At 33.6% G+C, this 25,320-nt stretch carries 19 protein-coding genes; 3 read left to right on the top strand and 16 right to left on the bottom strand.

Annotated elements, in window-relative coordinates; translation table 11 throughout:
- Nucleotides 1–29: 29 nt before the first annotated feature.
- The 8 genes from P2W65_RS23305 to truA all read right to left on the bottom strand — a co-directional run bounded on the left by P2W65_RS23305 (nucleotide 30) and on the right by truA (nucleotide 13,322).
- The gene (locus P2W65_RS23305; protein WP_289661822.1) at nucleotides 30–614 is read right to left on the bottom strand and encodes an NUMOD4 domain-containing protein; all 585 of its coding nucleotides are present in this window, start codon (nucleotides 612–614) and stop codon (nucleotides 30–32) included.
- 224 nt (nucleotides 615–838) lie between these two features.
- Complete coding sequence (locus P2W65_RS23300) at nucleotides 839–1,603, bottom strand: LytR/AlgR family response regulator transcription factor (RefSeq protein WP_289661819.1); 765 nt, start codon at nucleotides 1,601–1,603, stop codon at nucleotides 839–841.
- 114 nt (nucleotides 1,604–1,717) lie between these two features.
- On the bottom strand, nucleotides 1,718–3,037 hold the full coding sequence (locus P2W65_RS23295) for a RagB/SusD family nutrient uptake outer membrane protein (protein WP_289661816.1): 1,320 nt from the start codon (nucleotides 3,035–3,037) through the stop codon (nucleotides 1,718–1,720).
- Between the two features lie 12 nt (nucleotides 3,038–3,049).
- Nucleotides 3,050–6,388: a SusC/RagA family TonB-linked outer membrane protein gene (locus P2W65_RS23290; protein ID WP_289661813.1), complete on the bottom strand. Its 3,339-nt coding sequence runs from the start codon at nucleotides 6,386–6,388 to the stop codon at nucleotides 3,050–3,052.
- 16 nt (nucleotides 6,389–6,404) lie between these two features.
- On the bottom strand, nucleotides 6,405–9,002 hold the full coding sequence (locus tag P2W65_RS23285) for a zinc-dependent metalloprotease (RefSeq protein ID WP_289661810.1): 2,598 nt from the start codon (nucleotides 9,000–9,002) through the stop codon (nucleotides 6,405–6,407).
- A gap of 85 nt (nucleotides 9,003–9,087) precedes the next feature.
- Nucleotides 9,088–10,665, bottom strand: a complete 1,578-nt coding sequence (locus tag P2W65_RS23280) for a histidine kinase (protein ID WP_289661806.1) — start codon at nucleotides 10,663–10,665, stop codon at nucleotides 9,088–9,090.
- Nucleotides 10,666–10,681: 16 nt separating this feature from the next.
- On the bottom strand, nucleotides 10,682–12,436 hold the full coding sequence (locus tag P2W65_RS23275; protein WP_289661803.1) for an ABC transporter ATP-binding protein: 1,755 nt from the start codon (nucleotides 12,434–12,436) through the stop codon (nucleotides 10,682–10,684).
- A 151-nt stretch (nucleotides 12,437–12,587) separates the two neighbouring features.
- Nucleotides 12,588–13,322, bottom strand: a complete 735-nt coding sequence (gene truA, locus P2W65_RS23270; RefSeq protein WP_289661801.1) for a tRNA pseudouridine(38-40) synthase TruA — start codon at nucleotides 13,320–13,322, stop codon at nucleotides 12,588–12,590.
- Nucleotides 13,323–13,565: 243 nt separating this feature from the next.
- On the opposite strand from truA, the gene P2W65_RS23265 reads away from it, so the two are divergent.
- Nucleotides 13,566–14,060 (top strand): metallophosphoesterase family protein, encoded by a 495-nt coding sequence (locus P2W65_RS23265; RefSeq protein WP_289661798.1) that lies wholly within the window; start codon nucleotides 13,566–13,568, stop codon nucleotides 14,058–14,060.
- Nucleotides 14,061–14,062: 2 nt separating this feature from the next.
- On the opposite strand, the gene P2W65_RS23260 is transcribed toward P2W65_RS23265, so the two are convergent.
- The 3 genes from P2W65_RS23260 to P2W65_RS23250 form a co-directional block, all read right to left on the bottom strand.
- Complete coding sequence (locus tag P2W65_RS23260; RefSeq protein ID WP_289661795.1) at nucleotides 14,063–14,983, bottom strand: sensor histidine kinase; 921 nt, start codon at nucleotides 14,981–14,983, stop codon at nucleotides 14,063–14,065.
- A 9-nt stretch (nucleotides 14,984–14,992) separates the two neighbouring features.
- On the bottom strand, nucleotides 14,993–15,652 hold the full coding sequence (locus tag P2W65_RS23255; RefSeq protein ID WP_289661792.1) for a response regulator transcription factor: 660 nt from the start codon (nucleotides 15,650–15,652) through the stop codon (nucleotides 14,993–14,995).
- Nucleotides 15,653–15,800: 148 nt separating this feature from the next.
- The gene (locus P2W65_RS23250) at nucleotides 15,801–16,211 is read right to left on the bottom strand and encodes a DUF4293 domain-containing protein (protein WP_179002881.1); all 411 of its coding nucleotides are present in this window, start codon (nucleotides 16,209–16,211) and stop codon (nucleotides 15,801–15,803) included.
- A 183-nt stretch (nucleotides 16,212–16,394) separates the two neighbouring features.
- Between P2W65_RS23250 and rho the strand changes: the two genes are divergently transcribed.
- Entirely contained in the window at nucleotides 16,395–18,233 is a 1,839-nt protein-coding gene (gene rho, locus P2W65_RS23245; protein WP_289661788.1) for a transcription termination factor Rho, read from the top strand.
- A 160-nt stretch (nucleotides 18,234–18,393) separates the two neighbouring features.
- On the opposite strand, the gene P2W65_RS23240 is transcribed toward rho, so the two are convergent.
- The 4 genes from P2W65_RS23240 to P2W65_RS23225 all read right to left on the bottom strand — a co-directional run bounded on the left by P2W65_RS23240 (nucleotide 18,394) and on the right by P2W65_RS23225 (nucleotide 21,797).
- Nucleotides 18,394–19,410, bottom strand: a complete 1,017-nt coding sequence (locus tag P2W65_RS23240) for a M28 family peptidase (protein WP_289661785.1) — start codon at nucleotides 19,408–19,410, stop codon at nucleotides 18,394–18,396.
- 9 nt (nucleotides 19,411–19,419) lie between these two features.
- The gene (locus P2W65_RS23235; protein ID WP_289661783.1) at nucleotides 19,420–20,421 is read right to left on the bottom strand and encodes a DUF3667 domain-containing protein; all 1,002 of its coding nucleotides are present in this window, start codon (nucleotides 20,419–20,421) and stop codon (nucleotides 19,420–19,422) included.
- A gap of 43 nt (nucleotides 20,422–20,464) precedes the next feature.
- The gene (locus P2W65_RS23230) at nucleotides 20,465–21,238 is read right to left on the bottom strand and encodes a dienelactone hydrolase family protein (RefSeq protein WP_289661780.1); all 774 of its coding nucleotides are present in this window, start codon (nucleotides 21,236–21,238) and stop codon (nucleotides 20,465–20,467) included.
- A gap of 106 nt (nucleotides 21,239–21,344) precedes the next feature.
- Nucleotides 21,345–21,797 carry an Lrp/AsnC family transcriptional regulator gene (locus tag P2W65_RS23225; protein WP_179002886.1) on the bottom strand — a complete coding sequence of 151 codons (453 nt, stop codon included), beginning with the start codon at nucleotides 21,795–21,797 and terminating at the stop codon, nucleotides 21,345–21,347.
- Between the two features lie 223 nt (nucleotides 21,798–22,020).
- Here P2W65_RS23225 and rocD point away from each other — a divergent pair, with 223 nt between their 5' ends.
- The gene (gene rocD / locus P2W65_RS23220; RefSeq protein ID WP_289661777.1) at nucleotides 22,021–23,271 is read left to right on the top strand and encodes an ornithine--oxo-acid transaminase; all 1,251 of its coding nucleotides are present in this window, start codon (nucleotides 22,021–22,023) and stop codon (nucleotides 23,269–23,271) included.
- A gap of 165 nt (nucleotides 23,272–23,436) precedes the next feature.
- Here the strand turns inward: rocD and P2W65_RS23215 are convergent, their stop codons facing one another.
- Nucleotides 23,437–25,089, bottom strand: coding sequence for an arylsulfatase (locus tag P2W65_RS23215; protein ID WP_289661775.1), 1,653 nt, complete (start codon nucleotides 25,087–25,089; stop codon nucleotides 23,437–23,439).
- Between the last annotated feature and the right edge of the window lie 231 nt (nucleotides 25,090–25,320).

The following is a 25,320-nucleotide window of genomic DNA, read 5'->3' as shown; positions in this document are numbered from 1 at the left end:
TAAACCAAAAACTATAAACTGTAAACATTTTAAACCTTAACGTGTCCCCAGTTTTCACCGCTGGCAATTCTTCTGATCTGCATTTCGCTTACGCCGAATTGTTTCGCGATCATTTTAAGACGTGTTTTTTGTTCTGGTCTTGCTAATATTTTTTTGATTAACATGACTTTAGTAGTTGTTAATTTTCTTCCGTCGGCTTTTAGGTTGTGTTCGATCAGGTTTTTTTTGGCCTGAATTACACGCGGACTTTTGCGGCTGTGTGCCATCATTTCCTGTTTGGTTGCCCAGCGAAGGTTTTTTACATCATCATTGCTTCTATTGTAATCTAAATGCAATACGTAAGTTTGATCTTCGGACTCCTTCGGAATAAAATATTGGGCAACTAACTTATATAAGAAAAGATATTTGTTGACGATTTTATCCTCTTTTTTAACCTTAAAACGGAAAGTTGGATATCCGTCGCTTAAACCGCCTTTTAAGATTCGGCCGTTTTCAATTTCGTCCGTAAAGCTAATTAATCTTCCTCTGTTTGAAATTGCATATTTAAGTTGTAATGAGGCGTTTATTTCTATTTCTTTAAATTGTTCATCTGGATAAAATCGATTGTGTGGCATATTCTTTTACATTTGATTTCTATACTCTCAAAGATAAAGAATAAACGAAAAATTTTCGCTATCTCATTGATTGTGAAACGGCAATTTTATGATTTCTATAACGCTAATTTAACGTTTTAAAGTGTTTTTGACAGTTTTTAGTCGGATTTTAAATCACAATTTATCAAATTAGCAGTTTTTTAATTTTGAAATTAACGTCAATTTATGGCTAAATAATGATTAATTTATTGGTCCAGCCAGTTTTTAAAGTTGTGGATTTCCTTTTTACTGATAAAAATAGGATCATTTTCTACTGAAGGAACAGTCAAAATGAGTTCGACTTTTTGATGAGAATGTTTCACGACTTCTTTGATGCAGTTTCGATGAACGATATATTTTCTGTTTATTTTAAAAAAATGGAAAGAATCTAAACTGTTTATGATATCTGTTATTGTACTGTTGTATAAATAACTGTTTCCTGATTTTAAGTAGATAAATAAATGTTTACCAGTTGCAGCAAAATAAGTGATTTCGCTTTCGTTTATAGAAATCAGTTTATAACCGTGATTTACTAAGAAATGGCGCTGTATTTTATTGCTTTCGGGATTTTCTATGGCAACAAGAGATTGAAGCGTAGAATCACTGTTAAAACTGTCTTTTATTTTTTTGAATTTATGAAGTGCTTCTAACAGTTCTGATTCTTCAAAAGGTTTTAAAAGATAATCGATTGTAAAATGTTTGAAAACAGAAATGGCATAAGAATCGTAAGCCGTAATAAAAACGACGGGACAGGCGATAATGGTTTTTTCGAAAATTTCAAGACTTTTTCCATCTCCCAAATGAATGTCCATGAAAGCCAAATCAATTTTATTTTCACTAAAGAAAATAACAGCTTCTTTTACCGATTTTAGAACACTGATTTCTGTAATTGGTAAAATATCCTGCTGCTCTAAAATAGATTTTAGATAACTAGAAGCTAGATATTCGTCTTCAACGATTGCAACTTTCATTTTTTAGACATTTGGTTTTCTCTAATTATTTGCAAAGATAATTCAGTAATTAGTTTTTGCAATAAAAAAAGGCCCAGCTTAAAAACTGGACCTTCTTAAAAAAACAAATAGGTATTATAGATTGGGATTGTTTAATCTCGCGTTTGCAGGATAAACAATGGTATAACGCGGATCGTTTTGTATCAATGTATAATCGTCACCATCTACAGTGTGAACGATTTGTTTTTGAGAAGTTCTTCTCAAGTCGAACCAACGGTGTCCTTCAGCAGCAAATTCACGGCGTCTTTCGTTACCAATAAAAGTTGCTAAATCAGTTGCGTTCATTGCATTTACAGAAGCTGTAAGCTCACTTAGACCTGTCGGAGTGTAACGTTTTGCAATAAAACTTAAAACAGTTGTTTTGGCATCTGTCAAATTATTTAACTCTAATAAAGTTTCTGCTTTTGTCAGGTATAATTCAGAAGATCTAAAAGAACATTTTTGAGCGTCTTCTCCTCCTTTTTGAATTCTGAAACGGCTTCCGCTTGCTAAAAAGAAAAGAGGGAAACGTAAATCTGTTGTTCTGTTGTAAGTAGCAATTAAATCTGGTGAAGCGTATGAAACCGATTTTAAACTATTGATAAATGTATTTTCAAGAGCTAAAATAGATTCAGCGCTATCATATCTATTCGCTAAAACTTTTGTTGCATTTAAATCAATTAAATTATTATTAATCGCCAATGCTTTGTTTGCTGCATCAAGAGATTTTTGCCATTGTTTTTGATACAGGTAAATACGGCTTTCTAAACTATATAATGAAGCTTTAGAAAAACGGTAGTTTAATCCTTTTGGCTGAGATGCTACGTTAAGTAATTTCTCTGCTTCATTCGTGTCAGAAATAATTTGATTGTAAATTACTTCAACGGTTTGAGGAATAAAAGCCTGTTCTAAATCTATTTCTAATGCTAACGGAACTGCTTTGTCACTTGCTGCAGTTGTCGCATTATATGGTTTTCCGAAAAGATTAACCAAATCAAAGTAAGCCATTGCTCTTAATGCATAAGCTTCTCCAATTAATTGATCTCTTTCTGCAGAAGTTTCGATTTTTTTAGAAGCTTCGTTGATTAAAACGTTGGTGTAAAAAATTACAGTATATAAATTCTGATATTGAAAAGTGGTTGTAATCTTGTCAGGATTGCTGTCTCTCCAAATGTAGATATCTTTGTAATAGATAAAATCATCACTAAACTCATTCATGGTAAGCTCGTCTGCACGAACTTCAGTCAATGATTTATGTTGCGGATAAACAGAATATCCTGTGGTTAAAACGGCGCGAAATTGTGGTAATGTTTCCGGAATTACTTTACCAATAGGTGTTACATCCAGATAATCATCACAGCTGCTTACAGTAAGCGCTGCGATAAAAAACAATATATATTTTGAGTATTTTTTCATCTTTTGATAGTATTAAAATGTAACATTACATCCTAAAGTAAATGACTTAGGAACTGGTTGAGCATAAATATTTCCGTAAGTTTCAGGATCAAAATAACCTTTGAAATCAGAACTAATTACAAATAAGTTTCTTGCTTCAACATTCAGTCTAATGCTTTGAATGTTAATGTGATCTGTAAATGCTTTAGGTAAAGTATATCCTAAACGCATACTGTTCAATCTCATATAACTCATTTTATGAACCCAGGTATCTAGATAATTCATTGTTTTAATTTGATTTCCTCCTGAATACCATTGGTAAGCCATCCATGAATCTCCAGTTCCGGAAGTCTGACTTGTAATACCTGGCAGGTTTGAAGATGTATTAGTTGGTGACCAGGCATTTAAAATTCTAGTCGAATAATTTAGTCCTCTGTCTAACTCAGCTCCGTAATAAGGAGGAGTTTCTACCATAGTTTGGTCTAAAGTAAACGAAGCCACAATTGCCAGATCAAAATTACCTACTTTGAAAGTATTGGTAAGACCTCCTGTAAATTTAGGGTCTCTATCTCCTAAATAAGTAAATAAATCTCTAAATTCTGCCGCTGATAAGTTAGATTGAGAAAACTCTCCCGGGAATATGTCTGCTAAAACATCATACAATCCGAAGAAAGTTTGGCTGTTTACTGTTTCTCCTTTTTTGTTTACGAATAATGGATTTCCATTTTCATCGATTCCATTTGTTTTAAATCCGAAAATTGCATTTACAGGACGTCCCTCTCTGCTTGGCATATAATCAGTATCACGAACTTCTATACGGTCAACATTACTCTTGTTTTGTGCAAGGTTAAAGTTGGTCGTCCATTTGAAATTTGGGCGATCAATATTTTTTGTAGCAATAGAAAGTTCGAAACCTTTATTCGTTACCTGAGCCCAGTTCATGTTTGTAAATTCGAAACCATTTTCTAATGGTAATGCTCTGTTGCCTAATAAATCGGTACTTTTTCTTCCATAAACATCAGCAATAATACTGATACGATTGTGAAACAATCCAAGGTCTGCACCAAAGTTTGTATTCGTAGTTTTTTCCCAACGTAATTTTTCGTTTGGAGGGCTAACTACTACAATTGTAGGTTCTGTCTGTCCCGGAAGAATAGTTGTAGTTTTGTTTTCTCCTACAACAAATGGAGATGTATTTTTATCGATATTTCCTTGTAAACCATAAGAACCACGTAGTCTTAAGTTAGAAATAACGTTGCTGTCTCTTAAGAAGTTTTCCTGAGAAACCAACCAGGCTGCAGAACCAGACCAAAGCGGTAAATATTTGTATTTTGGATCTACACCAAATAAATCTGAACCATCATATCTGGCACTTCCAAAAACAGTATATTTTCTGTTGTATGTATACGAAGCCGTTGCAAAGAAAGAAGCAAATGCATTTTCATTTTGTTCTTTGCGATACGTTCTGTATTCAGAGTTGTTTGCCATGTCAGCATTAGGGAAAACGATTTGCTGTGTTGTTAAGTTGTTTTCATCAAAACCGAATCCTTTTGTAAAAATAGCAGTTTGGTAATTTCTTCTTATTTCATTACCAGCCATAATTTCGACCTCATGTTTATCAGCAAAAGTGTTCGAGTAATTAAGGGTTGTCTTTAAATTATATTGAAAAAAGTCTTTATTAGAATTTTCAATTACACCACCATTTGGAAGGAAGTAATTAAAACTACCATTAGAAAAATAGCGTGATTTTTCTCTATATCTTCTTGTATAATAACTGTTTTGACCAGCGAATTTCTCAGAAGAATTATTGTCTAATTGAAGACCAAGCTGGCTATTCGCTTTTAAATGATCTGTAATTTTATATTCAGCATCTAAAATAGCTTTTATGGCTCTTGCTTTTAGGTCGTATGAAGTATTTGCTCTTTCTTCTAAAATATTAAATGGAATGTAACGATCTGAATATCCTGTGATATCTTGGTCATAATTATAACTTCCGTCAGCATTATAAGGTGTCAGGTACGGATTTACATTTCTTGTATAATTAGCAGGATTTGTATTTGTACTTACATCTGTAACGTAAGAGTTTTTTATAGACTCTGAGCCAAAAAGTCCAACGCCAACTTTAAATCTGTCTGATACTTCGTAGTTATTTTTTAAAGTTAAATTGTAACGTTTAAAGCCAGTTCCAATAGTAGTTCCTTGCTCATCATAAAAGCCTGCAGAAAAATAGTAGTCTGATTTTTCACCTCCGCCAGACATACTTAAACCATGCTGTGTATTGATTGCATTTTGGTAAATTAAGTTCCCCCAGTTAAAATTATTATTTCTTAAAGCATTGATGGCGTTTTGAGTAGTTGGACTCAAAGAAGAAAATCCACCATTTCTGAAAGTGTTTAATTCATTCGCTCCGTTTAAAATACGAGCGACTTCACCATTGGTATCTCTATATGTTAAATCTGAACGACTAGCCAAACCAAGTTCAAAATCAACTTTTTGGTTAGCATTCATTAAGTTTAATTTATCAAAATCAGGTTTAAGATTGATAAAAGTATTAGTGTTAACGTTAATTACCATTTTACCACTTTTTCCTTTTTTAGTAGTAATTACAATAACTCCATTTGCAGCACGCGCACCATAAATAGAAGTTGCTGCAGCATCTTTTAAAATAGTAATATCTTTAATGTCATCAGGATTTAATCCTGCGATAGAGTAATTAGCTAATAAATCAATATTGTCCTTATCGTAGTTTTTAGGTACGTCCTCACTTTCTAATGGTAATCCGTCCAAAACCCAAAGAGGATCCTGAGAACCATTAAGAGAAGCAGTACCTCTAATTCTAATTTTAGCTGGTGCTCCAGGTGCTCCGGATGGAGTAGTAACGGCAACCCCTGCTACTTGACCTAATAACATTTGGTCAACACTAGCAACTCCGGCTTGCTGAATGGCAGCCATTTCTACTTTTGCAATTGCTCCAGTAACTTTTCTTTTCTCGATTTTTTGATAACCGGTAACGACAACTTCCTGAAGTTTTGCTGTTTCAGATGTTAAGTTAATGGTATAATTTTTTTGACCGTCTAATTCCAAAGTATACGATTTGTATCCCATGAAAGTAACTCTCAAAGCGGTAACATTTTTTGCCACTTTCAAGGTGAATTTACCATCAAAATCTGAAGTAGTTCCGATTGCTTCACTATGAATAATACCTGCCATAGCAGTTTTGTTTGAAATAGAATTATTCTCAACGAAGATGGATGCACCCGGAATTGGTGAAGAATCTGTCGCGTCCTGAATGATTCCCGTAATAGTTCGGGTTTCCTGCGAGTATCCTGCAATGGCGAGGAACAGCAGTAAGGCTTGTAAAATTTTTGTCATGTTTTTGGGTTGTGTATTAAAAGGTTGTATTATTTAGAGCTTTTTCGATTCGTTGTATCAAATCGCGGTAATGGTTTTGGGTAGATTGGTCTCCTGTACTTTTTTTAGTTTTTAATAATTGAAGGATTTTATTTAATTCTCCTTTTTTATCAGAAGTCACTTCGGTAACTCTTTTTAAAGAAGATTGATTAATGTTTCTCGCCATATGGGCATTATCTAAATAACTGCACAAATGAGGCATATTTAAAGTCTGCTGAATATCCAGTAATTTTTTAGGATCTGTTTTTTCGAATAATTTGTTTGTTGAAACAATTAAAACATCTACGTAATTCTTTTGTGTCATTCTTTCCAAAATGCTCAAAGATTTATTCTGAATCGTTCCAGCAAAAACACTTTGATGCATTTTTTTAAACAAGTCATTTACGGTAAAAACAGGGTCTTTGGTTTTGTTACGCTGATATAATTCGTTTTCGGTCATTCGAAGCAAACGATCATCGCTGAATAAATCATACATAACACCGTACTGCAATTCTCTTGAAAGTGTATAAGGCGTATATTCGAAAGGTCCAAGAGGAGAATCTTTCAACGGATTGGTTTTGTCTAAAATGTCATTAAAAAACAACCATTGCGGAATTGTAATTACATTTTTAGCTAAATAATCTGCCGCTCTTTTTTGCATTGCAGCTGGAACAGGAATATAACTTTGTTTGTTGTCGCCATGAACGGTTACATTTAAATAAACGCCACCAATATTGTTCATCACGTGGCGATTGTACATTTGCCATTGTCCGATAGTTCCGATGTATAATTTTCCAGTTTCATAATACGACTGATCTTTATCGTATGTCCAGTTTAAGATATTATCGACAACACGTTTTAAATTTTTTAAGCCGTATTCGCTTGCCTTAACAGCATCATTTCCTAAATCTTCTGACTGCGAGCGCGGATCAATTATATTTTCCTGCTGTTCACCGTAAAAATAAATTGGATCATCTTGGTGTTTAGCGATTAAAGTATTTAGTTTTAAAGTCTCATTATCATTTGGCCCGTACCATCTGTATCCCCATTCGATAGCATATTTATCGTATTCTCCAATTTTTGGCGTAATTACAGTTACATTATCTTCTGGTTGTGCTACATAGTTGTAACGAGCATAATCCATAATAGAAGGAGCAGTGCCTCCCATTTTTGCTGTGAATTCTTTTGAACGTAGCGATTCTACATCATAAGCAAAAGAAGAACCCATATTATGTTTTAGACCAAAAGTATGGCCTACTTCATGAGACGAAACGAAACGAATAGCTTCTCCCATATGTTCATCGCTGAATATATTGCCGCGTGCTTTTGGATCAATTGCTCCAGTCTGAATGCGCATCCAGCTTTGAAGAGAAGTCATTACATTGTGCCACCAAATAATATCGGATTCAATGATTTCACCACTTCTTGGGTCAACTACAGAGGGACCCATTGCGTTTGATTTCGGAGAAGCTGCATACGTAATTACAGAATAACGAACGTCGTCAATATCAAAATCTAAATCTTGCTCAGTAGGTTCTTTTGCTATAATAGCATTTTTAAAACCAGCTTTTTCAAAAGCGGCCTGCCAATCGTGTACTCCATCAATGATGTACTTTCTCCACTGCCTTGGAGTTGATGGATCGATGTAATAAACGATTGGCTTCTTCGGCTCTACTAATTCACCCTTTAAATAACGCTCTTCGTCTTCTTTTTTAGGTTCAAGACGCCAGCGTGTTATTAATTCTTTTTCAAGCATTGCTTGTTGTGCATCGGTAAAATACCAGTGTTTTTCTGTGAAAAAACCAATTCTTTTGTCAGAAAAACGGGGTTTCATTGGTGTTTTATCCAACAAAACAATATTACTTGTTACGCCAAGAGTTACCGACAATGCTGGGCCGTCTTCGGTTACAGAAGTTGTCAATTGAGATTTTACAACAATATTTTTAGGAAAAGATTTTGCGCTTTCGATATAAGAAAGCTCAGATTTTACAGAACCGCCAAAACCAATGTTACTCAAAACATCGTTGAAACTTTTCTGTTTTCCATCAAAAATCTTATTTACTTTTATTACAACAGCGGTCGAGTCATTATTTTTCGTTTCAATATCAAAAACTTCAATAATAGATTCGGCGAAATTATTTTGAACAGATTGGGTAATTGCATCTTCTTTTGGTGAAGAAACTTTAGGAACGTATGATTTTACCCAGACTTTCTTTGCGATTGTATCTTTATAAAAACTAATTACCTTGTTTTCATAATTCATTCCTTTGTTTACACCATATTCGTTTGCCTGTAAAGGGACTTGAGATAATTTGTTTACAACTAGAAATTCTCTTTTGAATAAACTGTCCTGAATTTCAAAATAAACATCAGTTTTAACTTGAATAATATTGAACAGTCCTTTTTTAATGGTGCCTTTTTTTACAAGGTCATTATATTTTTTACCTTTTTTAGAATCGGTAGAATCTTTTTTAATTTCAGTAGTTTCTCCTTTTTTGTCTTTCTTCTTTTTTTGAGATTGAACACTAAGCGGAGATAATAATAATAGGAGTATGCAAATTGTTATCAAATTATGCAGGAATACCTTTTCCTTCATCAGATGTTAAGTTTAGGTTAATTTTTGGCCGAAACTATTTTATTTTCGTGCAGCAAAAAAAAAAAAGGGAGTGAATGGATTTTTTTCAGGAGTGAATGGATAGTAATGGAAGGATACAAACAAAATAGCCATCTTTTTCTGATGTCTTAAATTCGTTTTTTGAATAATAATTGTAAATGCTTTGGAGATAATTTAATCCAAATTTGGTGCTCGGTTCAGCAGTCAATTTCTTTTGAAGATTGTTGCTGATAATTACCTGATCTGCTTTAATCAGGATTTTTGTAGTAAGTGGATTTTCGGGAGTAGCCGAGTTGTGCTTAATAGCATTTTCGACCACAACCTGAAAAGCAAGATAGGGGATTTGTTTGTTTAATGCCAATTCGTCTTCGATTTCTATCGAAAAGAATAATTCTTCCTTAAAACGAGTCTGCTGTAAAAAGATATATTTTTCTATAAATAATAATTCATCCTTTAAAGGAACAATGTTCTTTTCTGGCGGATCAATTAAATAACGATAAATACGGGATAAATTCAGCGTAAATTTTTGTGCTGTTTTAATATCACTTCCAATTAACATATAAAGTGAATTGAGCGAATTGAACAGGAAATGCGGATTAATCTGCTCCTTTAATTGCTGTAACTGAATTAACGCTTTTTCTTTGATTATTTTTTCATTCTCTACAAGAAGTTTGTTTTTCTCTTTAATTACAATTCCCTTTTCCCTGTACGCACGTCTGTTAGCATAAGAGAAAAGATAAAAAATCAAAAGAAGCATTACTGTTGTAATCGAATAAATCCAAGTGGAATACTTTTTAATCAAAGCAACATTTTCATCCGCAACCATTTTTGGAACGTTCACGCAGACAAACCAGTTAGAATGTTTGATGTCCAGTTTTTTGGTAAAACGAATGACATCCACTTTTAAAAATTCAGATAACGTTGTTCTTTTAGCGAAATCTTTTTTCTTACTGTAAATAGTATCAGAAGGATTGAAACCTGAGATTTTAAAAATATTCTTTCCAAGAAAAGCAATTTCCGGATGGTAAACGCAGGTTCCGTTTTTATCAAAAACAAAAGCGTAATTGGTAGCCGTTTTGGTTTTGTCTATTTTAGAAATATAACTATGAAGTAATCTCAGATTGATATCATAACCGTATTTAACAGTCGTATTATTTTCTGAAACTAATTTGAAGTAAATACGCCAAACCCATTCGTTTCCTTGCGGCATAACGACACTGAGATGTTCGGCATTTTTATTTTGAAGAAGAAATGATTTTACATCATTTTTAATTTCGTCCGAAATAGTATTGTTTCCAAAATGAATAGCGTTTTCATTGATCTGAAACCAATTGTTTACAACCAATTTATTATTTGCCTGAAGCGAAGACAAAAGCTGTAAATTATTGTCAAGATTTGCCGAACTACTAATTTCTAAAACATGTTCGATTCTTTTTTCCTGCTCCCAAAACTTTGTTAGTTCTTCCGACATGAATTCCTGCTTTTTAAAGAAGTTACGCGTCGCCAGATCATCGTTCGATTTTTCCGTCAAATCCGTAATCAGATTACTCAGAATGTAAACCGATGTAACCGTAACCAGAATCGAGACAATAACGTATATTAAAAAAGCACGTCTTGAAGTAATATTTTTTAATCTAAATTTCAAAGAATACCATTATGACTTAGTTCGCTACGGCGAATTGCGAGTCATATAAATTTTTATAGTAACCATCAGTTTTAGTTAATAACTCCTGATGTGTTCCCTGTTCAACAATCAATCCCTTATCCATCACCACAATTTTATCTGCATTTACAATTGTTGCTAATCTATGCGCAATAATAATAGAAGTTCTTCCTTTTGTAATCGTTTCCGTTGCACGCTGAATCATTTCTTCTGAATAGGTATCAATAGAAGAAGTAGCCTCATCCAAAATCAAAATACTCGGATTACTTACATACGAACGTAAAAAGGCAATCAGCTGACGTTGTCCAGACGACAACATAACACCACGCTCTTTTACATCAAAATCGTAATTATTTGGCAGGTTCATAATAAAATCATGAACACCAATTTTCTTTGCTGCATCAATAACAATGTCTCGGGTAATTTCTGGATTGTGCAAAGTAATATTATTGTAAATCGTATCGGCAAACAAAAATACATCTTGTAAAACCACAGCGATTTGTTTTCTAAGCGAAGCCAAAGTATAGTTTTCGATATTTTCGCCGTCAATACAAATCGTTCCGCTGTTGATTTCATAAAAACGATTCAGCAGATTAATAATCGTAGATTTTCCGGCACCTGTAGAACCTACAATTGCAACAGTCTGCCCAGCCGAAACCGATAAATCGATTCCTTTGATTACTTCTTCTTCAGGAATATAACTAAAACGAACTTGCTTAAATTCGATGCTTCCGTTAAAAACTGGCGCTTCAATTTTACCCGTATCCTGAATATGATCTTGTGTGTCGATAATATCAAAAACACGATTGGCAGCAATCATTCCCAACTGCATCTCGTTAAATTTATCTGCAATTTGTCTCAGCGGATTAAATAACATTCCGATAAACATCGTATAAGAAAATAAATCTCCGAAAGTCGTAAAATGATCTCCGTTCAAAATTCGGAAACCGCCATAAACCACAACCAAACCTAAAGTAATAGACGAAATAATATCGGCAATTGGGAAGAAAATCGAGTTGTACAAAATCGTTTTAATCCAGGCCACTCTGTGTTTGTTGTTGATGTCTTTAAAGTTTTCAGCTTCGATTTTTTCACGGTTAAAAAGCTGTACGATTTTCATTCCTGTTACACGCTCCTGAACAAAGGAGTTCATATTGGCAATCTGCGTTCTTACTTCCTCAAAAGCCACCTGCATTTTACGCTGGAAAATTCTCGTAACATAAACCAATATTGGCATAGCAACAACCACAATCCAGGTTAATTTCCAGTTCATGTAAAACATAAAAATCAGTACTACGACCATTTTCATCAAATCGCTTATAATCATAAACAATCCCTGACTGAAAATACGTGCAATCGATTCAATATCCGAAACAGCTCGCGTAACCAACTGTCCAACCGGAACCAAATCAAAATACTTCATTCTAAAACTCAGAATGTGCTTAAAAAGTTTTGTTCGAATATCTTTTACAATATCCTGTCCAAGCCAGTTGGCCCAATACACAAAATAAAACTGAGAGAAAACCTCCATCAACAAAACCGCGCCCATCAAAATAATGTACAACAGTAATCCCATTTTATCATGAGTTTTGATATAGCCGTCAACGGTTTCTTTCAGTAAATAGGGACGAAGTGCGGCAAAAATAGAAAGCGAAACGGCAAAAATAATTACGCCGTAGTAACGCCATTTATAAGGCCTTGTATATTTTAAAATTCGTTTAAATAATCCTGTGTCGAATGCTTTTGCTTTCATTTATTTTTAGGAGCTGTTTCCTGCTTTCCGTTACAAGTTTTTCTCAAAAATAGGTTTTTGTATTATTTTTATAAAGCTTCCGTTGGTCGCTCCATAAAAATTACAAAAACAATATTTTTTTCAAAAAAGCTTTTCACTTCAATCAGGGCTATTAAATGTAATCGTAATCAATTTTGGTTAAATATAAACCATGTGCCGGAACCGAAAATCCCGCTTTTTCTCTGCTTTTACTGGCGATAATATTTTCTAAATCCTCCAGTGTAATTTTGTGTAAACCGATATTAATTAAAGTTCCCACAATGGCCCGAACCATATTCCTCAAAAACCGATTTGCCGAAATGGTAAAAATTAGTTTTCCTTCTTCCTGTTTCCAAAATGCCTCAAAAATCGTGCAGTCAAATGTATTTACATCTGTATGAACTTTTGAAAAACACTGAAAATCCGTATACTTTAGTAATAACTGTGCGGCTTCATTCATAAAATCCACATCCAATTTCTGATTGACATACCAGCTCAATTCCTGCAAAAACGGATTCTTAATCGTATTGATATGATATTCATACGTTCGTTTGGTAGCATCAAATCGACAATGCGCATCATCGTGAACCAGAATAATGTCAAAAATGGCAATATCTTTTGGTAAAAAAGAATTCAGCTTATGAACCAAAACACGAACGTCCAAAGTTTTTTCAGTATCAAAATGCCCAAACATTTCAGTTGCATGTACGCCAGTATCTGTTCTTCCGGCACCCATAATACTTATAGGTTCATTCAGTAAAACCGAAAAAGCTTTATTTAAAGTTTCCTGAACAGAAGAGGCGTTGGGCTGTATCTGCCAGCCATGATAATGTGTTCCGTTATAAGCAAATTGAATAAAATATCTCACTTTAGAGGTTCAAAGGTTCAGAATTGCAAAGGTACAAAGGTTTTTTTGAAGATGCTAAGATTCTGAGATGCTAAGGTTCTAAGTTTTTTCTTTTTAGTTACAAAGTTGCAAAGAGACAAAGTTACAAAGGTTTTTCTATCATGCGTCTCTACAAAGAAATCTTTGTCTCTCTGAACCTTTGCTCCTAAATAAAAAAACCTTTGTAACTTTGTCTCTCTGAACCTTTGTCCCTTTTTGAAAAAAATGAAAAAAATCCTCCTGCTCTCAGATACACACAGTCATATAGATGATACCATTTTAAAATATGTAAATCAGGCTGATGAAGTTTGGCATGCAGGTGATATTGGAGATTTGGTAGTTACGGACACGATTAAAAAAATAAAACCATTAAGAGCGGTTTACGGCAACATTGACGATGCAAAAGCACGATTAGAATTTCCATTAAATAATCGTTTTTCTTGCGAGAATGTCTCAGTCTGGATTACGCATATTGGAGGCTATCCGGGAAAATACAATCCGAATATTAAAGAAGAAATGGCTCAAAATCCGCCGAAGATTTTTATCTGTGGACATTCTCATATCTTAAAAGTAATGTTTGATAAAAAGAATAATCTTTTGCACATGAATCCAGGCGCTGCGGGAAAAAGCGGTTTTCACAAAGTGAGAACAATGCTTCGATTTGTAATTGACGATGATAAAATCAAGGATTTGGAGATTATCGAAATTGGAGAAAAATAATCTTAATGCGGCAACGGAATTTGAATCTTTATCTTAGTCTCCTTATTTTCTTTAGAAGTAATAGTCAAACGACCTTTATATTTCTTGATGCGTGCTCTGATTCGGTTTAAACCAAAACCTTCTGCATCTTTTAGTGTTTGTGTTTTAAAACCAATTCCATCATCATTTATCGTCAATATTAATTCATCGTTTTTCTCTACTAAGTGAATTTTGGCTTTTACTGCCTGACTGTGTTTGATAATATTATTGAATAGTTCACTGACGATGAAATAAATTTTCATTTCAAATTTCTCCACATACCTTTTGCTTGTTGGAATTGAACTCGAAAATTCAAAATCGATAGCAGAATTAGAGTGTTTTTCACATAAATCTTCGAGGGCATAAATTAACCCGAAACGAACCAAAAGAGTGGGGACAAGGTCGTGAGACATATCTCTTAAAAGTTCATGAGCTTCAGATAAAATGGTTTTTGCTTTTTGTATTTCATCAGATTTTATATCATGTTGTGCCGTAAAAGTATTTAGATGTAATCCAGCTGATGATAAAAGTGAATTGATGTTATCATGCAGAAAAGAAGCAATTTTTTTACGTTCTATTTCCTGTGTGTCAATACCAGAATTGATGATGTCGAGAAGAATTTTTTGTTTGGTATCTTTTCGTTTTATTTTCTGTTTCAGTTTGTTGTTTTGGTAAAGAAAATAAAACAATAGAAAAATAATAATGACAAGCAGTAATGATAGACTGACTATTTTTTTGTTTCGTAATTGCTCCGATTTTTTAATTTGATTTGGAGTGGTTTTAATAATAATTGGTGTTTCAGAAGATACTACACTGCTATCTACGTTTGTAGAATGTTGTGATAAAGCAGTTCCTTCAACAGCAATGCATAATAATAGTGATAATATAAAGTTGAAACTTAGCATAATTTTGTGCTATGGATTAATCAAATTGTTTTTCAACGCATATTTTACCAAACCAATCGTGCTTTTAATGTTTAGTTTTTTCATAATGTTTTTACGATGTGTTTCTACAGTATGCGAACTAATAAAAAGCTTTTCGCTAATTTCTTTGCCGCTGTATTCTAAAGCGATAAGTATGATGATTTCAATTTCACGTGGACTTAAAATCGGGTTTTCAATAACCGCATTTTGATTCAGTTTCGGATTATCTTTAAAGGTATTAAAAATTTTTTCTCTAATGGAGTCACTAAAATACTCTTGTCCCTGATAAACAGCTTCAACAGCTTCAATAATATTTTCACCAGCACAGTTTTTAGTGAGGTATCCTTTTGCGCCAAGTTTCATGACTTCTTTTATGATTTTTAAATCATCGTAACTCGATAATATGATGACATTGCAAGGCGATTGTTTTTGGTTAAATTCTTTTAAAGTTTCAATGCCATCTTTTTTAGGCATGCTGATATCCAAAATCAAAATGTTTGCTCCATCAGCAAGTACATCATCATAAACCGTTGTACCATCAAGCGAGCTTCCAACTACTTCAAAGTGAGAAACTGTTCTTAATAAATTGGAGAGGCCATCAATTAAAACCTGATGATCGTCTGCAAGATGGATTCTTATTTTTGGCGTCATGATTATTTGAATTTGAAAATGCAAATTTATCATGTAAATCACCTTTTTATAGTGCTCTTTAGGTCTGATTTATAATATAATAGGGTTAAAAAAAAACCCGAATATAAAATTCGGGTTCTTCTTCGCGCAATAAACTAAGTTTATAGGTTTATCTCAAACGATCTACAGATTTTACAAGATCTTCGTCCTTTTTGATGGCCTTATTAGCTAATACTAATAACACGATAGCAACAATAGGAAGAAACATCCCAATACCTTTCTCAGAAACTTCCGCTTCTCCAGATAAATTTAGTGATCGATAAACAAATAATCCTAATAAAATTAAATTTAATATGATATTCAGTCTGTTTAGTACAAACTGATTTTGTCTCTTTTTAAATGAAATTATACTAATTATACTAAGCATTGTTGTTAAACCTAATAAAATAGTATAAAGTTGATCCTGCATAAAATAGAACGGCTTTCCTGCGCTTGTTGTCCAAAGTGGCAAGAAAAGCATCAAAATGCCTGTTGCAACAAAAGCGAGAAATAAATATACAGTTTGAATTCTTTGTATCATGGTCTAAAAATGTTTTACAAAAATATATTTTCTTTTTTTAAAATACTATTGTATGATAAAATTTTATTCGTATTATTGCATCATAATACCGTAAGCACTTCATACTGCGGTCAATTCAAATTTATTATCTACCTATTCTTTTTACAGTATTTCCTTTAAAATAATTAAATTCATAGAATATTCATGTTTGATATTTCTGCATTAAAAGAAATGAAGCTTGCTGAGCTTCAAGAAATAGCTAAGTTAGCTAAAACAATAAAGATTACTGGTGTCAAAAAAGAGACTTTGATTAGTCAGATTTTAGCACACCAAGAGAGCACAAATGCACCAGCTCAAGCTCCTCAAACAGAAGCGGTTTCTGATGCTAAAGATGACAAACCGAAACGCGCTAGAATTGCACCAGCTAAAACTAAAGCAGCAAATACAAAAATCACTCCCGTTTTAGAATTTGATAAAGTAGAGGAAACTGTTCAAAAAAACGATAGTGTAGAAACAGTTCAGCCAACTGCAGAAAACGTAACTGTAGAAGCTCCAGAAAATAAAACACCAGCAGCAAAAAAAGAACCGAAAATTGTGAAATTCAATAAGTCGGCTTACGAGAAGAAAGTAGCGCTGAAAAAAGAAAAAGAAGCTGTACAAGATGTTGCAGTTGAAGAAGTAGTAGAAGCAACTCCAGCAGAACCAACTGTTTCTGAACCAACAGCCGAAACAACTGAGAAAACTCCACCTCTTGCTCCTGCAAAAAAGATTAATCCGAATCAAAATAAAAACCAGAACCAAAATCAAAACCCGAATCAGAATCAAAATCAAAACGGGAATGGTAATGGAAACGGAAATCACAACAACCAAAATCCTAATCACAAAAATAAAAAGAACAATAATAATTTCAGGGATTCAGATTTTGAATTTGACGGAATTATAGAAAGTGAAGGCGTTCTTGAAATGATGCCAGACGGTTACGGATTTTTACGTTCATCAGATTATAATTATTTAGCTTCTCCAGACGATATTTATCTGTCAACATCACAAATCAGATTATTTGGTTTAAAAACTGGAGATACAGTTAAAGGAGTGGTTCGCCCTCCAAAAGAAGGAGAGAAATTTTTCCCTTTGGTTCGTGTATTAAAAATTAACGGACACGACCCGCAGGTGGTTCGAGACAGAGTTTCTTTTGAACATTTAACACCGGTATTCCCTTCAGAAAAATTCAAAATTGCCGAAAAAGGAAGTTCTATTTCAACCCGAATTATAGATTTGTTTTCACCAATAGGTAAAGGACAGCGTGGTATGATCGTTGCACAGCCTAAAACAGGAAAAACAATGCTTCTTAAAGATATAGCAAACGCAATTGCAGCCAATCATCCAGAAGTTTATTTAATTGTCCTTCTTATTGACGAACGTCCAGAGGAGGTTACAGATATGCAGAGAAGTGTAAGAGGAGAAGTTATTGCTTCGACTTTTGATAGAGAGCCTCAAGAGCACGTGAAAATTGCTAACATTGTTTTAGAGAAAGCAAAACGTTTAGTAGAATGTGGACACGATGTTGTAATTCTTTTAGATTCAATTACACGTTTAGCAAGAGCTTACAACACAGTACAGCCAGCATCAGGAAAAGTGTTAAGTGGTGGTGTTGATGCGAATGCGTTACAAAAACCAAAACGTTTCTTCGGAGCAGCTAGAAATGTAGAAAACGGTGGATCTTTAAGTATTATCGCAACTGCATTAACAGAAACAGGTTCTAAAATGGACGAAGTGATCTTCGAGGAATTTAAAGGAACTGGTAACATGGAACTTCAATTAGATCGTAAGATAGCTAATAAACGTATTTTCCCTGCAATCGATCTTACTTCTTCAAGTACACGTCGCGATGATTTATTATTAGACGAAAAAACACTTCAAAGAATGTGGATTATGCGTAAATATTTATCAGACATGAATCCAGTAGAATCTATGGATTTCGTAAACGACCGCTTCAAGAAAACCAAAAACAACGAAGAGTTTTTGATTTCGATGAATGACTAGTTTTAAAGATGCTAAGGTTCTAAGATGCTAAGTTTTTTAGTATTTAAGTATTAAAAGTAAAAAGATATAAAATAAAAAAAGGATGAGTTTAACTCATCCTTTTTTTATAACCGTTCCTAAGAGAAAACTTAGTATCTCAGAATCTTAGTAACTTAGAATCTTACTTCTTATCCACTACCGGTCTGTTTTCTCTATTTGCTAATTCCCAAGCCACAACAAAAGCTAATTTTGTTCTCTTGGTAAGTGCATCATATTCTATTTTTTCTGGCTCGTCTCCTTGTTTGTGGTAATCTTCATGAACTCCATTAAAGAAGAAAACAGAAGGCACGCCATGCTTTGCGAAATTATAGTGATCAGAACGCTCATAAAAATGGTTTGGGTCTTTCGGATCATTAAATTTAAAATCCAAATCCATTTTAATGTATTTGTCGTTTTGAGCCACAACTGCGTTGTGTAAATCAGATGATAATCTGTCTGCTCCAATTACATACACATAATTGTTGGTGTTAGCATGTTCAACATCACGACGTCCGATCATATCGATGTTGATGTCAGCAATAGTATTCGCAATTGGAAACAAAGGATTTTCAGAATAATAACGAGAACCATGTAACCCGTGTTCTTCTCCAGTTACATGAAGAAATAAAATCGAACGTTTTGGCCCGTGTCCTTGTTTTTTAGCTTTAGTAAATGCTTTAGCCATTTCTATAAGCGCTACAGTTCCAGAGCCATCATCATCAGCTCCATTATAAACTTCGCCGTTTTTAATTCCAACGTGATCGTAATGTGCAGAAATAACTAAAATTTCATCTGGTTTTTCAGAGCCTTCAATAAATGCCCAAATATTTTCAGAATCAGGCAGATTTTCGTTTCGTCTTGCATTTAAGAAAGCTGCTGGAATATGCTGGTAATAATCTGATGCTCCTTTTGGAAAAGAGATACCATTTTCTTTGTATTGCTCAATCATGTAAAGACCCGCTTTTTTCTGTCCAGCAGAACCTGTTTCGCGACCTTCCATTTCGTCAGAAGCAATCGTATACAGCATTTTCTTTAGATCTTTTTCGCTGATTGCTTTAACATATTTGGTTGGATCAGAATTGTCTTTGGATGCGGTTGACTGTGCGGTTTTACATGAATACGCAGAGACAATTAAGAATAAAATGAGTATTTTTTTCATTTCTTATAGTTAGTGTAAATTAATAAATGTGTAAAGAACGTATAAAGTGAGTAAAAATAGAATAAAAAGAGAATTTATTATAAATAATAAGAAACTTTTTACAAAAGATACGATTCTTGACTCGCCATAAAAACGATGATGTGCTGGATAAAAATAATAACACATCCAGATAGTTCCTGCAAAATTGGTAATTGCAGATATATAAGACAGCGGACTATTTTCTCCAAAAAGACCAATAAGTCTGTCAATTATAAACATAATAAGAAAAATAAGTAGGAGAAATGAAAAATAATGGAGCGTAAAAATACCATGATCAAAATAATACCATTTCTTTTTGTTATGAAAAAGCCACAAGAAAAAAGCAAAGAACGGCATTATAATAAATAGGATCTTCGGAAGATTATGAAAAAAAGAGTCGATGAATTTTACAATTATCTCTTTTTTAGTATATTTTTCAGTAACATGAACGGCTTTTTCATAAAACCAGTACGATGTTGTATTTAACTTTTCGCTTTCCTTTCCATATTTCTGAATTGAGTCAATCTCTTTCATACTTTTCAAATGAAAGTAAGATTTATCTATTGTTTTAGACTTTAAATATGATTTTTCATTCCAGTCTTTCTTTTCTTTTGCAGCTTCTTTTTCAAAATTAGAAGTGATTTCTTTTTCATTTTTCGTTAGGTCTTCAGTTACTTTACTAGGAAACATTGCGATTAAAAGAAAAGTAATAAAACTTATAAAGATATACAGACGAACTGGAGCGAGATAAGATAATCTTTTCCCTGAAAGATACTCTTTTGTAAGCGTAGAAGGTTTAAGAAGAAGATTTCGAATCGTTTTCCAGAAAGCATTTTCATAATGCGTTAGATCTTCAAAGAAATGAATAAATAAATGGTGAAAAGTTTTTCGGCTGTCGCTGTTTTCTTGTCCGCAATTAGGGCAGAATTTTTGTTCTACAACGTGTCTGCAATTCAAACAGGTTTTATCTTCTCTGATTTTATTATGTGACATTGGTTTATTTAGTTGATTTGTTTTTGGTAGAGTTTAAGTGGTATTATTTCTTTAAAACTTCATTTAGGAAAAGCTGTAAATGATCAAAGGAACGTTTGGCTGCTATAGCATTATAAGCCGCGCCTTTCGAATTATCACTTCCGGCTTCTGGATTGGTAAAAGAGTGAACAGAATTGGCGTAATAAATCATTTCCCAATCTGCTTTAGAATCACGCATTTCCTGCTGGAAAGAAGCAATTTCGTCTTTTGGAACAAATGGATCGTCAGCACCATGGCAAACTAAAACTTTTGTATTTATAGGTTCTATTTTTCTGCTGGCATCTTTGCCTAAACCGCCGTGAAACGAAGCCACTCCTTTTACATTTAAATGTCCTCTAGCCGCTTCCAAAACTCCAGTTCCTCCAAAACAGTAACCAATAGCTACGATATTATCAGCATTCGCACCCAATTTTACTAATTCCTGCAATGCAGTATTGATTCTTTTTTGATAAGCTTCGTAGTTTGTTTTATAGAAACCAGCTTGTTTTCCAGCTTCGCCAGTATTTTTAGGATAGTTTCCTTCTCCATAAATATCTGCGATAAATACATGGTAACCTAGTTTTGATAATTCTTCTGCAATTCCTTTAGAAGCATTATCGATTCCAAGCCATGCTGGTAAAAGTAAGATTCCTGGATTATTGGCACTTTTTTTAGCCGATTTTATAAATAAACCATTTAATTGCTGGCTTCCTTCTGAATATTTTACGGGTTTTAATTGCGCATTCATAAGATTGGAAAATAAGATTGCACTGAATAAAATTAGTACTGAGTTTTTCATTTTTCTACAATTTTTAACAAATATCAGAAATAATATGTTACAAAAAAACCTCACAAGTAAATTCTTGTGAGGTTTATAACGAATATTCTCGTTCGGAGAATGAAGTTTATAAAGATATATTTCTTTTAAAAGCACAGCCTAATTCTACAATCGAATCGGTTTTATCAATACCCGGAATTCCATCAATTTTTTCATAAAGAATACGACGCATATGTTCGTGATTTTTGGCTATAATTTTAATGTATAAAGTAAACGAACCCGTTACATAATAACATTCTGTAATTTCTGGAATTTCTTTAAGTGCTTCAATAATTCGTTCAGAATCAGAATCTTTGTTTAGTGTAAGTCCCGTAAAAGAAGCCCAATCGTACCCAATTTTTTTTTCCTGAATAATTGGTTTTATGCCTCCAATTACGCCTTGTTCAATCATTCGGTTGATACGCTGATGCACCATTGTATTTGATATTTTCAAATTAGCCGCGATGGCGGAAAATGCCATTCTGCCGTCTTTTTCTAATTCTTTAATAATACTGATATCAAATTCGTCTAATAAATCCATTCAATAAAAATCTTTAAATTTCAGTTGTTGATGATTTATAAAAGTAATTATTTTTTTTAATTATTATTCACAAATTACTGTTTCTGTCTAAATAAATATTTGCTTTTTATTTGCTTCAAAATGTAAATTTTGACTCTAATTTTGTTATTTTTAAGTCAAAACTCTATTTAAAAGCCTTTTGTAATTTAATTTTTAATATTTTTGTAAAAATAAAAAGCAGATTATGATTAGTACAGAAAAAGCACTTTCGTCAAAATCAGAAGTTTTGATTGAAAAAGAGAATAAATACGGAGCTCACAATTACCATCCGCTTCCAGTTGTTTTAGAACGCGGAGAAGGTGTATACGTTTGGGATGTAGATGGTAAAAAATATTATGACTTCTTATCGGCTTATTCTGCGGTAAATCAAGGTCATTGCCATCCAAAAATTGTAAATGCAATGATTGAGCAAGCACAAAAACTGACTTTGACTTCCCGTGCTTTTTACAATGACAAATTAGGAAACTACGAAGAATATGTAACAAACTATTTTGGTTTCGATAAAGTTCTTCCAATGAATACAGGTGCTGAAGCAGTTGAAACAGCGTTAAAGATTTCGAGAAAATGGGCTTATGAAGTAAAAGGAATTCCAGAAAATCAAGCACAGATTATTGTTTGTGAAAATAATTTTCATGGAAGAACCACTACAATTATTTCATTTTCAAACGATGAAACAGCTCGTAAAAACTTCGGGCCTTTTACAGACGGTTTTATAAAAATTGAATACGATAATCTGGAAGCGCTTGAAAACGCTTTAAATTCATCTAAAAATATTGCTGGATTTTTGGTTGAACCAATTCAAGGAGAAGCAGGAGTTTATGTTCCGTCTGAAGGTTATTTAGCGAAAGCGAAAGCACTTTGCGAAAAACATAATGTACTTTTTATTGCGGATGAGGTACAGACAGGAATTGCACGTACAGGAAAATTATTGGCAGTTCATCACGAAAATGTACAGCCTGATGTTTTGATTTTAGGAAAAGCAATTTCTGGCGGAGTTTATCCAGTTTCAGCAGTTTTATGTAATGATGAAATTATGAATGTAATTAAACCAGGGCAGCACGGATCTACTTTTGGAGGAAATCCTGTTGCGGCTGCGGTTGCAATTGCAGCACTTGAAGTAATTAAAGATGAAAAACTGGCTGAAAATACAGAACGTTTAGGAGTTATTTTAAGAGACGGATTAAATAAAATCGCTGAAAAGAACAACCTAATTACGCTGGTTCGAGGAAAAGGACTTCTAAACGCCATCGTAATCAACACAGGTGAAGATTCTGATTTGGCTTGGGAAATTTGTTTAAAATTCAGAGATAACGGATTATTGGCAAAACCAACTCACGGAAACAAAATCAGACTGGCACCGCCTTTGGTTATGACTGAAGAACAGATAAAAGAATGTCTTGAAATTATTGAGAAATCTTTGAATGATTTTAGATGATTTTTTTTTAGAGGTTTAAAATAGAAAAGGGCTGTCCAAACTTTGGGACAGCCCTTTTTGTTCCCAGGAACATTTGGCTTGTAGACCATTTTTTTGTTTTAAAAAGCGACTGTTCTAACAACAATCGCTTTTTGTCATAATTACTAAAAATATCAAAAAAAGTAATTATTTCTTAGTAGCTGCACCTGGAATCAGTTCATTTTTTTGTTTGAATTTACTGTATTCAACCACTCCTGTTTTATCTGCCCAGTCAAAATATTTTGCTGAAAGATCATTTACAATTCCTGGGTTTTGAGCTGCAACGTTGGTTGTTTCTCCACGGTCTGCTTCAAGATCGTAAAGCTCCCATTGATACGATGGATAAATAGAAACCAATTTCCATTTTCCTTCTCTTACTGCTCTGTTTCCAGCTCTTTCCCAGAATAGTGGTGCACCGCGGTTTACTTCTGATGCATTGTCAAATAAAACAGGCAATAAACTTTTTCCAGCAAGCGGATTAGAATTTATACCATTTAAATTTTTAGGATATTCAATTCCAGCCAATTCGTAAAAAGTAGGAGCAAGGTCAATTATGTGACCAGTTCCTTTATCGATTCTTCCCGCTTTTATTTTGGATGGATACCAAGCAATAAACGGAGAACTGAAACCGCCTTCGTGCATATTGTTTTTATAATCCTGTAATGGCGTATTAGACAAATAAGCCCAGTTTTGTTCTTGATAATCAAAAGAGCCAGAACTTCCAATTGGGCCGTCATTACGAACTAAACCTCTTTTTAAAGGATTGTATGTATTGAATCCGCCTTGAGCGCCATTGTCCGCAATGAAAATGATTAAAGTGTTTTTGTCTTTCTTTAAAGCTTTCAGTTTATCTAAAACCTTTCCAACGTTCTGATCCATGTTGTCAACCATTGCGGCATACACTTCCATTTTGGCTTTCCAAAATTGTTTTTCATCATAAGTCAATTTATCCCATTCTGGAACTTCAGGATCTCTTGGAGCAATTGTCTGATTTGGCAGTAAGATTCCGTTTTCTCTTAACTTTTTGATTCTTTTCTCTCTTAAAGTATCCCAGCCTTCGTCAAATTTACCTCTGTATTTTGCAATGTCAACTGCTTTTGCCTGTAATGGCCAGTGCGGAGCAGTAAAAGCTAAGTACAAAAAGAAAGGTTTGTTTTCTTTATTTTGTTCGTCTAAGAAAGTAACTGCATTGTTTCCAATTTCATCTGTAAAGTAGTAAGAATCATCTTTTGGATGTAATTCTTCGTTATTACGAATCATTTTAACCGGATAAGCTGTTTTCCCGAAAGGAAGCGGTTTGGTATCAAAATAATTAGCCGCACCTTTTAAGATTCCGTAAAATTTATCAAAACCTCTCTGATTTGGCCATTGTGCCTGATCTTCAGAACCAACGTGCCATTTTCCTGACATTAAAGTGCTGTAACCTCCCGAACGGAAAACTTCTCCCAAAGTCAGAGATTCTTTGTTTAAATATCCTTGATAAGCGGGTAAACCCAAATTAACATCAAAATAACCCACTCCCGCTTTATGCTGATATTGGCCTGTTAATAAGGAAGCTCTGGTTGGCGCACAGATCGAGTTGTTATAAAATTCACGAAGACGTGTTCCTTCTTTCGCCAGACGATCTAAGTTAGGCGTTTTAATTTCAGATCCATAATTCCCTAAATCCGAATATCCCATATCATCAACCATAATCAAAATTACGTTGGGTTTTGATGATGCGTTTTGCGCTTCAGATTCATAAGAACCTATTATTCCCGTCAATAAGACAGAAAATAAAATGTTTATTCTTTTATTCATCTTATTTATAATTTACTGTTAGTATATTTTTAATTCGTAAGTTTTTTGAAACACATAGAAACATAGTCGCGATAGCTATCGGTATTACTTTTGAAAAGAGTTCAAAAGAGAAATACATTTCTCCACACATAGTTTTGCGTTTAAAAGTTTGCCGAACAGCTATGTTTATTGAAATAAGTGAAACGCCTTTATGCAGCATTAAAAACTATGTTTCTATGTGTTTCAAAAAAA

The organism is Flavobacterium panacagri, from assembly GCF_030378165.1.
GTDB lineage: Bacteria > Bacteroidota > Bacteroidia > Flavobacteriales > Flavobacteriaceae > Flavobacterium > Flavobacterium panacagri.
This window is presented reverse-complemented; position numbering and strand designations above follow the sequence as displayed.